General features: G+C 68.7%; 11 protein-coding genes. 3 read left to right on the forward strand and 8 right to left on the reverse strand.

Features of this window, described 5'->3' with window-relative positions; translation table 11 throughout:
* Window positions 1-43 precede the first annotated feature (43 nt).
* Both ACSHWB_RS25040 and ACSHWB_RS25045 read right to left on the reverse strand, forming a co-directional pair.
* Window positions 44-511: a YybH family protein gene (locus ACSHWB_RS25040; RefSeq protein WP_439664412.1), complete on the reverse strand. Its 468-nt coding sequence runs from the start codon at window positions 509-511 to the stop codon at window positions 44-46.
* A 4-nt stretch (window positions 512-515) separates the two neighbouring features.
* Entirely contained in the window at window positions 516-1,814 is a 1,299-nt protein-coding gene (locus ACSHWB_RS25045) for a 6-phospho-beta-glucosidase (RefSeq protein ID WP_439664413.1), read from the reverse strand.
* A 391-nt stretch (window positions 1,815-2,205) separates the two neighbouring features.
* On the opposite strand from ACSHWB_RS25045, the gene ACSHWB_RS25050 reads away from it, so the two are divergent.
* A complete protein-coding gene (locus ACSHWB_RS25050) occupies window positions 2,206-4,230 on the forward strand; it encodes a UvrD-helicase domain-containing protein (RefSeq protein ID WP_439664414.1) in 2,025 nt (674 codons plus the stop codon).
* Here ACSHWB_RS25050 and cutA read toward each other — a convergent pair.
* Window positions 4,213-4,509 (reverse strand): divalent-cation tolerance protein CutA, encoded by a 297-nt coding sequence (gene cutA, locus ACSHWB_RS25055; RefSeq protein ID WP_439664415.1) that lies wholly within the window; start codon window positions 4,507-4,509, stop codon window positions 4,213-4,215. The two genes, ACSHWB_RS25050 and cutA, sit on opposite strands and share 18 nt — an antisense overlap.
* 14 nt (window positions 4,510-4,523) lie before the next feature.
* Window positions 4,524-5,525 carry an adenosine deaminase gene (add, locus tag ACSHWB_RS25060; RefSeq protein WP_439664416.1) on the reverse strand — a complete coding sequence of 334 codons (1,002 nt, stop codon included), beginning with the start codon at window positions 5,523-5,525 and terminating at the stop codon, window positions 4,524-4,526.
* A 108-nt stretch (window positions 5,526-5,633) separates the two neighbouring features.
* Here add and ACSHWB_RS25065 point away from each other — a divergent pair, with 108 nt between their 5' ends.
* Window positions 5,634-7,433 (forward strand): Xaa-Pro dipeptidyl-peptidase, encoded by a 1,800-nt coding sequence (locus ACSHWB_RS25065; protein WP_439664417.1) that lies wholly within the window; start codon window positions 5,634-5,636, stop codon window positions 7,431-7,433.
* A gap of 173 nt (window positions 7,434-7,606) precedes the next feature.
* The gene (locus ACSHWB_RS25070) at window positions 7,607-8,647 is read left to right on the forward strand and encodes a DUF4192 domain-containing protein (RefSeq protein ID WP_439664418.1); all 1,041 of its coding nucleotides are present in this window, start codon (window positions 7,607-7,609) and stop codon (window positions 8,645-8,647) included.
* Here ACSHWB_RS25070 and ACSHWB_RS25075 read toward each other — a convergent pair.
* Genes ACSHWB_RS25075 through ACSHWB_RS25090 form a run of 4 tightly spaced genes read right to left on the reverse strand, consistent with a single transcriptional unit; the run spans window position 8,617 to window position 13,490 of the window.
* A complete protein-coding gene (locus tag ACSHWB_RS25075; protein ID WP_439664419.1) occupies window positions 8,617-10,620 on the reverse strand; it encodes a prolyl oligopeptidase family serine peptidase in 2,004 nt (667 codons plus the stop codon). The genes ACSHWB_RS25070 and ACSHWB_RS25075 overlap by 31 nt on opposite strands.
* Before the next feature lie 6 nt (window positions 10,621-10,626).
* Window positions 10,627-11,589 carry a UDP-glucose 4-epimerase GalE gene (gene galE, locus ACSHWB_RS25080; RefSeq protein ID WP_439664420.1) on the reverse strand — a complete coding sequence of 321 codons (963 nt, stop codon included), beginning with the start codon at window positions 11,587-11,589 and terminating at the stop codon, window positions 10,627-10,629.
* A gap of 36 nt (window positions 11,590-11,625) precedes the next feature.
* A complete protein-coding gene (galK, locus tag ACSHWB_RS25085; RefSeq protein ID WP_439664421.1) occupies window positions 11,626-12,801 on the reverse strand; it encodes a galactokinase in 1,176 nt (391 codons plus the stop codon).
* The gene (locus tag ACSHWB_RS25090; protein ID WP_439664422.1) at window positions 12,798-13,490 is read right to left on the reverse strand and encodes a metal-dependent transcriptional regulator; all 693 of its coding nucleotides are present in this window, start codon (window positions 13,488-13,490) and stop codon (window positions 12,798-12,800) included. Before ACSHWB_RS25090 ends, galK begins: the two co-directional genes overlap by 4 nt.
* Between the last annotated feature and the right edge of the window lie 70 nt (window positions 13,491-13,560).

Consider the following 13,560-nt stretch of genomic DNA (forward strand, 5'->3'; position numbering starts at 1 on the left):
TCGAGCGTAGTTAAGAACACCACCACTCGGCATCAGACCCTGGTCACTCCTTGAACGCGTCGACGTCGTCAACGTCGATAGCGGCGAGAAACTCCTGCTCCAGAGTCGCCGGCCGCTCGTCCGTGTCGTAGTCGACGCAGATGCGCCACCGTCCGTCCGTGCGCCGCGAATAGGTGTGGAAGCGGCCGTAGAACGTGCGCCCATCGCCGTCAGCGCGCGTCGACACGAGCTGGAAGATGCCGCGCTCGCTCGCCACGTCGTTCGTCACGATCCGCTCGACGAACCGGAACGAGATGCTCACCGAACTGCCGCGGTCCGCGAGCTCGGCGAACCACTTCTCCGTCTGGTCCGCGTACTCGGTGAACCCGAACACCTGCTTCGCCGGACCGCCCGCGCGGATCAGCTCCGGGGCGTACAGCTCCAGGAACGCCGGCGCGTCCAGCCGTGCGTAGGCCAGCCGGAACGGGTGCCAGACGTCGTCGTTGAGCTGCCGCAACAGGTCGGTGTCCACGACCTCAGAAGGTAGCGCGGAAGACTCCGGACAGGAGCGGATGAGCATCAACGATCTTGCGGGCGACGTTCACGGAGTCGACGAGCGGATGCAGCGCCAACGCCTTCACCGCGTGTGCGCGCTCGCCGCTGATAGCCGCCTTGATGGTGGCCCGTTCGACTGCTTTGAGCGCCGTGACGAGTCCGACGCCCTCGTCGGGCACCTGACTGACGGAGATGGGCCGCGCGCCGTTCGCGTCGACAACGCTCGGCACCTCGACGATGGCGTCCGCGTCTAGACACGACAACGTCGTCCTGTTCGGCACGTTGAGGATCAAGGTGGCCCGTTTGTCAGACGCGATGGCGTGCATCAGATCAAGGGCGACGCGTTCGTAACCGCCGCCGTCGAGGTCGTCGCTGTCGCGTTCGTCATCGCGGGTCTCGGCCATGTAGGTCTGTTCACGTTCGAGACGGGTCCGCTCCCAGCTTTCCCAGGAGGGCGCCGCGTAGAACTGCTTCTGCTGCTCCAGCAGGAACGCCCCGCGTGACGCGCCGGCCTCCACCGCCTCACGCGTGAAGTAGTAGTAGTGCAGGTACTCGTTCGGGATCGCACCCAACGTCCGCAGCCACTCCGCGCCGAAGAGCTTGCCCTCCTCGAACGACTCGAGCCGCCCGGTGTCGGCGAGCAGGTCCGGCAGCACATCCCGCCCACGCACGTGGACACCCCGCAGCCACCCGAGGTGGTTGAGGCCGGCGTAGTCGAGCCACGCGTCTTCGAGATCGGCGCCGACCGCCCGCGCGACACGCTTGCCGAGCCCGACGGGGGAGTCGCATATGCCGATGACGCGATTGCCGAGATGTGCCGACATGGCCTCGGTGACCATGCCGGCGGGATTCGTGAAGTTGATGACCCACGCGTCTGGCGCGAGCACTGATATACGGCGTGCGATGTCGAGCGCGACGGGCACGGTACGCAGCCCGTATGCAACGCCGCCGGCGCCGACTGTCTCCTGTCCGAGCACACCGCAGCCCGCCGCGACGCTCTCGTCGGCCGCGCGCCCGTTGAGCCCGCCGACGCGGATCGCGGAGAACACGAAGTCCGCCCCGCGCAGCGCCTCGTCGAGATCGGTCGACGCCGACACCGTCGGCGCGTCCGACATATCAGTCGCGAGTTCGGCGAGGACGCCACCGATCGCGGCGAGCCGGGAAGCGTCGAGGTCGTACAGCACCACCTCGGTCACGCGGCCGGGCGAGCGATCGGCGAGCAGCGCGCGGTAGACGAGCGGCACTCGGAAGCCGCCCCCGCCCAGGATGACCAGCTTCATGCCTTGACCACGTCCATTCGAGCCTCTCCCGCACGCGAGCCGCTTCGCTGAATCCTACATTTTCCAGTGCGGCGAACGACGAATCGCCGGAGGTCGCACGGCAGGTCGGCAGAGGATTTCGCTGCCAGTCCGCGCAGATCGGCCTGTGAATGAGGTGGCTTGGGATTCCGCAGCCACTCGTCATGCCCCTGACCCTGTCCAGGTGACACCAAGGGTCGCGTCGGGCCAGCTCAGCAGGCTTTCATCTTGCCGGCGGCGACAGACGGATCATCTTCATCGCGGGATCTCCTGACGGGTTCCGCGCGCGACTGAAGTGTGATAAAAAGAATGACTTTGCTTTTTCGGAATCAATTTTCCGGGAAGACAGAATGATTGTATCACAGGGGGCAAGGTGTTGGCGAGCGAACAGGCACGGATCACCTCTCTGTATGAAAAGCTCGACAAAGAACGGAACAAAGCGGCCGCCGACCTCGCGGCCGCGCTGCGGGACACCGTTACCCAGCGACTGGACCGCGAGGCCTTCGTCGAGTTGCTGACCAGGGAAGTAGGCAAGTACCGCGCGGCCGAGGAAGGACTGTGCTTCGGCCGCATCGACTCGGAGAAGGGCGACTGCGCCTACATCGGACGCGTCGGGCTGTTCGACGAGGACTTCGAACCGCTGCTGCTGGACTGGCGCGCACCGGCTGCCAGGCCGTTCTACACGGCGACCGCAGCGAACCCGGAAGGCGTCGTACTGCGGCGGCACTTCCGCGTTCGTGACCGAGAGCTGTGCGACTTCCACGACGACGAACTGCTGACCGACACGACCGCACTGCTCGACGCCCTCAACGCGCCGCGGACCGCGACGATGCGCGACATCGTCTCGACCATCCAGGCCGAACAGGACGAGATCATCCGCTACTCGGGAGCCGGGGTGCTGGTGATCGAGGGAGGCCCGGGCACCGGAAAGACCGCGGTGGCACTGCACCGCGTGGCATACCTGCTGTACACGCGGCGTGAACGCCTGTCGCGCCACGGAGTGCTGATCGTCGGCCCGAACACCGGTTTCCTCCGCTACGTCGGCGACGTCCTGCCGTCACTGGGGGAGACCGACGTCGTGTTCGCGACGCCCGGTGAGCTGTACCCCGGCGTCGTGACCGACATCGAGGACACCCCGTCGTTGCAACGACTGAAAGGCGATATATCAGTTCTGGACCTTCTGGCCGTCGCCGTCGCCGACCGGCAGGAACTTCCTGACGAGCCCATCGAGGTCGAACTGGAGGACGTCGTCGTCCCGCTCGACGCGCACATCGCCGCCGTCGCGCGGGAGAAGACGCGCTACTACGGGCTCCCGCACAACGCCGCTCGCAAGTACTTCTTCCTCGCGCTCGCCGAGGAGCTCGTCGCGCCGGCGTTGCGGCTGATCGGTGTCGACTGGCCGGAGATCGAGGAGGACGTACGCCACGAGCTCCGCAACAGCTCGGTGTTGCGCGACGCCGTCGACAGACTGTGGCCGCTGCTCACACCGGAACAGTTGCTCGCCGACCTGTACGAAGGCCGCTGTTTCCGGATCGGCGCACCGGAGTTGTACCGGCCCGACGCCGAGGCGTGGACGGTGTCCGACGTGCCGTTGCTCGACGAGCTCGCCGAACTGCTCGGCTCCGACGGCACCGCGGAGCGCGCGGCGAAGCGAGAAGAGGAGCAACAGCTCGACTACGCGCGCGGCGTCATGGACGTCCTGTCGATCGACAGGCGGGCCGACTCCGACGAGTACATCGTCACGGACTTCGTCAACGCCGAAGTGCTGGCCGCCCGGCACGAGGTCCGCGACCAGCGGACCCTCGCCGAACGAGCCGCCGAGGACCGCACGTGGACCTACGGCCACGTCGTCGTGGACGAAGCGCAGGAATTGTCCGCGATGGACTGGCGCGTCCTGCTGCGCCGATGCCCCAACAGGTCCATGACCGTCGTCGGCGACCTGGCCCAGCGCCAGGCGGCGGGTGGCGTCCGGAGCTGGGGATCGGTGTTCGACCGGTTCACTTATCGCCGGCTGGAGGTCAACTACCGCACGCCCGGCGAGATCATGGCCGTCGCCACCCCGGTCCTGAAGCTCGTCGATCCCGACGCGTCGGCGCCGGTATCGGTGCGCACGGCCGGTGTACGCCCGTGGGCTCGCCGTGTCACTGATATATCGGCGGCGGTGCGCGACGAACTCGACGGGCACACCGCTGCGCACAACGGACGCACGATCGCCGTCATCGGCGAAGGCTGGATGCCGCCGCGTGCGTCGAAAGGGCTGGAGTTCGACGTCGTCCTCGTCGTCGAACCGCACCGCATGTCGCCCAGCGAGCTGTACGTGGCGCTGACGAGGGCGACGCAGCGGCTCGGCGTCCTGCACACCGAACCGCTGCCACGTCACCTAAGAGGTCTCCTCTGAGACCCACGCCAAGTAGTCGTCGTTGCCCCCGACCACGGGGGTGACGATGACCTCTGGCACGTCATAGGTGTGATGCGCCTTGATGTGCGCAACGAGGTCGTCGGCGCGAATGGCGGACGTCTTCACGACGCACTGCCATTCCGCGTCGACGCGGACCTCGCCGTCCCACCGATAGACACTGCGGACAGGGACGATCTGCACGCACGCGCCAAGCCGTGCCTCGACAATGCCCTTCGCCAGCGACTCCGCCGCCTCGGCGGAGTCAACGGTCGTGGTCACAACGCTCGCACCACTCACAGCGCGTCGATCTCCTTCAGCAACTGGTCCTGCAACTCGGCAGGCGCGTACGACGCCCGCACCGCGGCACGTGCGAGGCCGGCGAGCTCATCGCGGCCGAACCCGAACCGCTCGTGGCACAACAGGTACTCGCGGTCGAGATCGGTGTGGAACATGCCGGGGTCGTCGGTGCTGATCGTCACCGGCACCCCGGCCTCCACGAGCCGCGGCAACGGGTGCTCGTCCAGCGACGCCACCGCACCCGTGCGCATGTTCGACGTCGGGCACACCTCTACTACGACGCCCTCATCGGCCAGATGCCGCACCAACTCGGGATCCTGCACCGCACTGACGCCGTGCCCGATGCGTTCGGCACGCAGATCGCGCAGCGCGGCCCAAATCTCGCTGGGCGGCGTCGTCTCTCCTGCGTGCGGCACCATGTGCAGCCCGGTATCGCGCGCCATCGCGAACGCCTCGCGGAAGTTCGCTCTGGGCGAGTCCGACTCGAACCCGCCCAGCCCGAACCCGATCAACCCCTCCGGCCGGTGCTCGGCCGCGAATCGCGCGCTTGTCATGCCCCAGTCGCCGTCCCAGATCCCGGGAACGTCGTAGATCCACTGCAGCGCGACACCGTGCACGGCGAGCGCCTCGTCGCGGCCCGCCTTCAACGCTTCGACGAGTTCGTCGGGTGCGATGCCCGCCCGCAGGTGGCTGGTCGCGCTGATCGTCAGCTCTGCATATCGGATATTGGTTTGTGCGGCGTCACGTGCGTATCCGACGACGAGTGTGCGGATGTCCTCGCCGGTGGTGACGAGGTCGTTGACAATCCCGTACACGTTGATGAAATGCCGGAAGTCCCTGAACTCGTAGAACTTCCGCAACGCGGCCTCGTCGGCCGGCACTCGCCCGCCCGGGTGGTTGCGGGCGAGCGCGAGGACGGTGTCGACGGAGGCCGCGCCCACGAGGTGGACGTGCAGCTCGGCCTTCGGCAGCGCGTGGACGAAGTCGGAAATGTGCACGGTCCATGCTCTCAGGTCAAGGGCCGTTCGACGGGTGACATGTCTTGCAGTCAAAGGAGAGGGTGCAGGGCGAATCCCTGTCTCTGGCTTCCGCATTGGGGGTGCCTCGTGAGGGGCGCACGAAGAGTTGCACTGCTGACAGCGGTGCTGGTTCTGCCATTCCTGCCCACGACCGCCCAAGCTGCCGAGGGGCCGGTGTTCCAGGACGGCGAGGCGCAACCCGTCTTCGATCCGAAGGACGTGGTGAAGGAGAGCCTCTGGGTCCGGGCACCGGTCGACAGCGACCGCGACGGCAAGGACGACGAGGTCTACACCGAGGTCGTCCGGCCACGCGCCACCGAACGCGGTCTCAAAGTCCCCGTCGTCTACATGGTCAGCCCGTACTTCTCGGGCGGTAACGACGTCGCCAACCACAACGTCGACGTCGAGCTGGACGTGCCCGACAAGCGCAACGGCCGTTTGCTGAAGTCCTCCTCCGACGAACGCATCACCGCCGCCCTCGGCCCGAACCCGATCACCTCGGGTCGTTACGAGGCCTACTTCATCGCGCGCGGTTACGCCGTCGTCTACGCCGAATCGCTCGGCACCGGCAAGTCGACGGGCTGCCCGACGACGGGCGACGTCAACGAGACGATCGGCGCGCGTGTCGTCGTCGACTGGCTCAACGGCCGTGCGACCGCACGCACCGCCACGGGCGAAGCCATCAAGGCGACGTGGTCGACCGGCAAGACCGGAATGATGGGCGTCTCCTACAACGGAACGCTGCCCAACGCCGTCGCCTCCACCGGCGTCCGCGGCCTCGAAGCCATCGTGCCCATCGCCGCGATCTCCAGCTGGTACGACTACTACCGCGCGGACGGCGCCGTCGTCGCGCCCGGCACGTTCCAGGGCGAGGACGCCGACGTGCTCGCCGAGTACGTCTACACGCGCGCGGACCGGGAGATCTGCAAGCCGATCATCGCCGAGATCGCGAAGGACCAGGACCGCATCACCGGTGACTACAGCCGGTTCTGGGACGACAGGAACTACCTGAACGACGTGCGCAAGGTCCGTGCGGCCGTGCTGGCGGTGCACGGGCTCAACGACTGGAACGTCAAGATGACGCACGTCGAGCAGTGGTACTCGGCGTTGAAGAAGGTCGGTGCGCCGCACAAGATCTGGCTGCACCAGTCCGGTCACACCGACCCCGACACACTGCGTTCGGCCGAGTGGCGGCGCACGCTCAACCGCTGGTTCACCCAGTACCTCTGGGGTCACCGCAACGGCATCGACAAGGAGCCGAAGGCGACGATCCAGCGCGAGGACAAGACGTGGGCCGACGAGAAGGACTGGCCGGCTCCCGGCACGTCCGACGTGAAGCTGCGGCTGTCCGCGGGTGGATCCACCAAGGGCGGGCTGGGGATCCTTCCCGGCCGTGGCGTCGAGAAGCTGACCGACGACGCGACGAAGACCGCTGAGTCGCTGATCGACCTGGCGACCTCGCCGAACCGCCTCTCCTACACCTCGGAGCCGGCGAAGAAGCCGGTGCGGTTGTCCGGCAAGTCGACGGCGAACCTGCGGGTCGCGTTCGACCGGCCCGCGGCCAACGTGACGGCGCTGCTCGTCGACCGCGCCCCGGACGGCAGGTCGCACGTGATCACGCGTGGCTCGACCGACCCGCAGAACCGGGATCGGCCGGACAAGACGTCGCCGATCAAGCCCGGCAAGTTCTACGACGTCGAGGTGCCGATCGTGCCGGACGACTACGTCCTGCAGGCCGGTCACCGGCTCGAGTTCGTCGTGATCTCCAGCGACTACGACTACACCCTGCGCCCGCAGCCGGGTGCCGGTCTGTCACTGGACCTCACCCGGACGTCGGTGGAACTGCCGGTCGTCGGCGGATGGCGCTCCGTGTTCCAGACGTTCTGACGTGTCGCCGCGCTTCGGTCTCTCGGGGCCGAAGCGCGGCAACCTAGCACCCGCCCCCGACAAAACCCCGCCGCAAAGCACCCCAAGATCTCAACCTGTCCACAACCGCTGAGTTGTCCACATCCCCGCGGCCGACCCGGCTCGCCACCCGGCCCACCCTCCACAGTGGGCCCATGCCCTCAACCCTCTCGAAGCCGATCCGAGTCCGCGAAGCCGGCGATCTGTTCGCCGCCATCCCGCACCTGATGGGGTTCCACCCGGCCGACTCGCTGGTCGTGCTGGTGCTGAAGGACCATCTGGTCAGCATGACCATGCGCGTCGACCTTCCGCGCCCACGACACAGAGGCTTCCTCGCGGCGCAGCTGCAAGGGCCGTTGCAGGAACAAGAGGCGTCCGAAGTGGTCCTGGTGGTCGTGTGCCCGCCGTCGGAGCACATGCCTGAGGAACTGCCGCACGAGCCACTGGTCACCGCGCTCGAACACGAGCTGGGCGGCGTGGGCATCGAGGTCGTCGAGGCTGTGTGGCTGCCGTCGTGCCAGAAGGACGCGCGGTGGCTCTGCTATCTCGACATCGACTGCCACGGGACGTTGCCGGATCCCCGGCTGTCCGCGGTCGCCGCCGCATCGGCCCACGAGGGCAACGTGACGTTCGAGTCGCGCGCCGCCCTGGCCGCGATCGCCGCACTGGACCCGCCCGAGGCGCTCGAACGCAGGTCCACCTTGCTCGACGAGCTCATGACGACGACAGCCGATCCCGACCCAGGCACTGAACTGCGGCGGGTGAGCGAGGCGATCGATGCCGTGGAGCACCGCAAGGGATCGTTGCCGGACAAGGAGATCGTCGCCCTGGCGAGGGCGCTGGCAGTGCCCGAGGTGCGCGACGCGAGCATGGGGTTCGCGGCACAGCCCAGGTCCAGGCTGGCCGAACGCCTGTGGCTGGAGCTCACCAGGACCTGTCCCGCACCGGAACGAGCGGAGCCGGCGTGCCTGCTCGCGTTCTACGCCTACCAGCGTGGCGATGGAGGGATCGCGTCCATCGCGCTCGACGCCGCCGAGGAAGCCTGTCCCGGCCACATGCTGAGCAAGCTCATCCGCAGCGCCGTCAGCGCCGCGGTCCCGCCGTCGGAGATGCGGGCGCTGTCCGCCAAGTACATGGACAGCGCCCGTGAGCTGCTCGCTCGCGCTCAGAGCAGTTCGGGCCGCTCCCAGTCCTGATCCAGGACGTGCTCGGCCAGGAACGCCCACACCGTCTCGTACCAGACCCGAGAGTTCCCGGGGGTGAGGATCCAGTGGTTTTCAGTTGGGTAGTAAAGGTATTTCGCGTTGACCCCGTGGCGGACGAGGTCGAAGTACAGGCGATGCCCTTCACCGATGGGAACCCGGTAGTCCTTGTCCCCGTGGATGACGAGCATCGGGGTCTTGATGTCGGCCACCCGCAGGTGCGGGGAGTTGGCCAGGATCCGCTCCGGCTGGGTGAGGGGGTCGCCCATCTCCCGCATCCAGAAGTAGGAGCTGTCGGTGCCGCCGGAGAAGGCGTCGAGGTGCCACAACGAGGCGTGGGTGACGATCGCGCGGAACCGGTCGGTCTGGGTGGCGATCCAGTTGGCCATGTAGCCACCGAACGACCCGCCCATCGCGGCGGTCCGGGAGGCGTCGATGTCGGCCCGCTCGACCGCGACGTCCGTGATGGCCATGAGGTCGGTGTAGGGCTCGGCACCCCAGCGGCCCCAGCCGGCCTTGATGAAGTCCGGCCCGTACCCGGTCGACAGGGCGGGGTCGGGCAGCAGGACGGCGTAGCCACGAGCCGCCATCAGCCACGGGTTCCAGCGCCACGTCCAGCCGTTCCAGCTCATGACCGGGCCACCGTGGACCCACAGGACCAGCGGCACGGGGGAGTCGGCGGAGGCGCCTTCCGGCAGCACCAGCCAGGAGCGGACGGTCCTGCCGTCGGCGACGACCGTGGAGATCTCGGTGAGGGTGCCGGGCACCGACGGGATGGCGCCGGGTGCGCGCAGCCGTTCCGGGTCCTGGTCGGCCCCGGTGGCGGCGAACCGCACTGGCTGAGGCGGGTGGTCGACCGAGTTGCGCAGCGCGTACAGAGTCTTGCTGTCCGGGCTCACGACCAGATCGCTGTAGTAACCGGAGACCGTCAGCTTCGTGATCTCGCCGGTCGCGACGTCGAGCCGCCACAGCGGCTGGTGGCCGAGGTGGCTCGCGGTGAAGAACACCGCGGATCCGTCCGGGCTCACCACCGGGTGGTCCGGTTCCTCCTGGAAGCCGGGCGCCAGTGGCGTGATCGAGCCGTCTGCCAGTGCGATGCGCACCAGTTCGCGCCGATACGGGGAGTCCGTAGTGGACTCGCGGAACCGGATCGCGATCACCGCGGAGGAGTCGGGAGTGAACGTGGCGCCGTGGAAGGAGAAACCCTCCTCGGAGGCGATCACCCGCGACGCGCCGCCGCTCGTGGCGACGACGCGGAGTTCGATCCGGCGGCCGTAGGCGGCGCTGACGTCGACGGAGTGGCCGTAGACGGCCTGCTTCCCGTCAGGGCTGAGAGCGACGTCCTCGTCGCTGAGCCTGCTCTCGGAGTCTTCGCTCAGGGTGGCGACCGTCTCGGCGGTGACGTCCGCGAGAGGAGCCGCGAACAGCCTCGGGTAGGCCGGGCCGAGGTCCGCGTCCCAGTACCTGATCGGGTACGACTCGTGCAGGATCGCTGTCACGCCGGCGTCCTCGCGGGCCTTGCGCTTGGCGTTGTCCTCGTCGCCGAACTCCGTGAAGCGGTACGCCGACGACGTGAACAGCACCGTCTCACCGGCGGCCCGCAGCTGACCGACCCCGCTGCCCGGCCGCAGCACCTCGGCGGCCTCACCGCGGACCGGAAGCCGCCACAGCGCCTTCTTCTCCTTGGCCTCGCCCGGCTTCGCGAGCGGGTCGGGGCGGGCGGAGAGGAAGAGCAGCGAGCCGTCCGGCGCGAACACGGGGGAGGAGTCGCCCTTGGCGGAACGGGTGAGCCGGACGGCCTCCCGTTCCCCGGTGGGGTCGACCTCCCAGAGAGCGCCCTGCCACGTCTTGCCGTCCGGCGCGAGCGTGGACACGACGGTGACGAGCCGGGTGCCGTCCGGGGACAGCGCGAGCGACGCGAGCCGCGCGGTGGCGTTGTAGCTCTCGAAGGAGGCGAAGTCGGTCATCCCGGCTCAGGCTCCGTGCCGGGCGCGGGTGAATTCCCACGCGTCGCGGACGATGCCGGTGATGTCGGCGCGCTCGGGCTTCCAGCCGAGGTCGGTGCGGGCCCGCTCGGCGGAGGCGACCAGGACGGCCGGGTCGCCGGCGCGCCGCGGGGCGACGACGGCGGGGATCGCGTGGCCGGTGACCTCGCGGCAGGTGTCGATGACCTGCTTGACCGAGAAGCCGGTGCCGTTGCCCAGGTTGTAGATCCGGTGCTCGCCGGTGGTGGCGTGGTCGAGCGCGAGGAGGTGGGCGTCCGCGAGGTCCGCGACGTGGATGTAGTCGCGGACGCAGGTGCCGTCCTCGGTGGGCCAGTCCTCGCCGTAGATCGAGATGTGCTCGCGCTGCCCGAGCGCGACCTGCAGCACCAGCGGGATGAGGTGGGTCTCGGTCGCGTGCCGCTCACCGAAGCTGCCGTAGGCGCCGGCGACGTTGAAGTACCGAAGGCTCGTCGCCGCGAGGCCGTGCGCGGCGGCGTACGACGTGATCGCGTGGTCGATGGCCAGCTTGGTTGCACCGTAGGTGTTGGTCGGCGCGGTGGGGGCCGTCTCGGGGATCGGCACCTCCCGCGGCTCGCCGTACGTCGCGGCAGTCGAGGAGAAGACGAGCTTCGGCGTGCCGTGATCCTTCATCGCGTCGAGGAGACGAATCGCGGTAAGGACGTTGCCCGTCCAATACTTGCCTGGGTCCTGCATGGATTCGCCAACGAGGGACTTCGCCGCGAAGTGCAGAACACCGTCGAACCCTTCCGCGAGGACATCGCCGATCACTTCGGCGATGTCGCCCCGGATGAAGCGCGCTCCTGCGGGGACGGCGTCCTCGTGTCCGGTCGAGAGGTCGTCGAGGACGACCACCTCGTGTCCGGCTTCGAGCAGCCTGGCGGCGCACACGCTGCCGACGTATCCGGCCCCGCCCGTGACGAGCAGCTTCACCACAGTCCTCGCATTCCTGGTCGAGATCGTTCTTTGCTACCGGTCCCTGCCCGCGCCCGCGGACGGAACCGCCGTGAAGAGCCTCGGCCGCGTGAGCGAACGCGAGGCGAAGCCGGCCAGCACGGACCGTTCGACCTCGTCGTGCCGTTCGACGGGCACGAGGGCGATGGCCGAGCCACCGAAACCGCCACCGACCATCCGGGCGCCCAGGGCACCGGCCGCCATCGCGGAGTCGACGGCGACGTCGAGCTCGAGGCACGAGACCCGGTAGTCGTCCCGGAGGCTCGCGTGGGAGCCCGAGAGGAGGGGACCGACGTCGGCGAGCCTGCCCGTGCGGAGCAGCTCGACGGTGCGCAGGACCCTGTCGTTCTCGGTCACGACGTGCCGCACCAGCGGACGCAGCTCTTCGGGCAGCCGGACGAGCGTCTGGTCGAGCTCGGCGATGTCGACGTCGCGCAGCGCGGGAACGCCGAGGAGGCTGGCGGCTCGCTCACAGCCCGCCCGCCGGGCGCCGTAGCCGCCGTCGACGAGGGCATGGCTGGCGCGGGTGTCGATGACGAGGACCTCGAGCCCGCTGGCAGCCGCGTCGAACGCGACCTGCTCAGGCTTGCCGGAACGCACGTCGTAAAACAGGGCGTGCGCTTCGATGCAGCACAGCGATGCCGTCTGGTCCAGGATGCCGGTCGGCGCGCCCACGAAGTCGTTCTCGGAGCTCTGCACCCAGCGCGCGATGTCCGGCCGGTCCGCGTCGACGCCGGCGAGGCCGAGCAGTGCGAGCGCGACAGCGCACTCCAAAGCGTGCGAGGAGGAGAGACCGGCCCCCGCGGGCACGTCGCCCGCGATGACGAGGTCCGCCCCGCCGGTGACGGCGATCCCCTGCTCGCGCAGGGCCCAGGCGACGCCACTGGGGTACGCGGCCCACCCCTTGACGGTGCCGGGGACTAGGTCGGCGACCACGACCGGGTCCGCTTCCTGCACCCCGCCGTCGTCGCCCGTCGTGCTGACGTTCATCACGCCGTCGGTGCGGGGCGAGGCCGCGACCGCGATGCGGTGGGGCAACGCGAACGGCAGCACAAAGCCGTCGTTGTAGTCGGTGTGCTCGCCGATGAGGTTGACACGGCCGGGAGCGGACCAGACCCCATCTGGAGCGCGTCCGTGCAGACGCTGGAACGCCTCTGCCGCCTTCGCTGCCGGTGTTGTCGCCTGGGTCACCGGGCGAGCACCATGACGGCGTGGGCGACCGCGGGGTCGAGTTCGGCCGTGGTGCCGTTGCCGCGCACCTGGATGACCTTGGCGTTGCTGAGCGCCTCGACCTCCACTGTGCCGCCCGGAACCACGCCGGCGGCCTTGAGGTCGGCCATGAGGTCAGGGTCGAGCTGGACGTGTTCGGCGATGCGGCGCACCTCGACGCGACCGCCGCCGCGGCGGGCCACCTCGTCCACGCGCACCAGGTCCGCCTCGGCGGGCGGGGCGGGCTCGCCGTCGCCCAGCTTGTCGAGGCCGGGGATCGGGTTGCCGTAGGGCGAGGTGGTGGGGTTGCCGAGCAGCTTGATGAGCTTGCGCTCGACAGCCTCGCTCATCACGTGCTCCCAGCGGCATGCCTCGCTGTGCACGTGCTCCCACTCCAGCCCGATGATGTCCACGAGGAGGCGCTCGGCGAGCCGGTGCTTGCGCATGACGGCGATCGCGAGGTTGCGGCCCTGCTCGGTGAGCTCGAGGTGGCGGTCCTCCGCCACGACCACCAGGCCGTCGCGTTCCATGCGGCCGACGGTCTGGCTCACCGTCGGTCCACTTTGGCCAAGGCGCTCGGCGATGCGGGCCCGCAGTGGCACCACGCCCTCTTCTTCGAGCTCGTAGATCGTGCGGAGATACATCTCCGTGGTGTCGATGAGGTCGTTCACACCCGCTCCCCTTCGTATGGTGTCGATGGTAGTCGTGCCGGGGGACACAGGTGTCCGCGCGGGTGCAGGA

The organism is Lentzea sp. HUAS TT2 (assembly GCF_051853195.1).
Taxonomy (GTDB): domain Bacteria; phylum Actinomycetota; class Actinomycetes; order Mycobacteriales; family Pseudonocardiaceae; genus Lentzea.

Excerpts from the sequence above, each read along its gene's own strand:
- ACSHWB_RS25045 (WP_439664413.1), bottom strand. The coding sequence starts at position 1,814 with ATGAAGCTGGTCATCCTGGGCGGGGGCGGCTTCCGAGTGCCGCTCGTC.
- ACSHWB_RS25070 (WP_439664418.1), top strand. The coding sequence starts at position 7,607 with ATGCCCTCAACCCTCTCGAAGCCGATCCGAGTCCGCGAAGCCGGCGAT.
- ACSHWB_RS25075 (WP_439664419.1), bottom strand. The coding sequence starts at position 10,620 with ATGACCGACTTCGCCTCCTTCGAGAGCTACAACGCCACCGCGCGGCTC.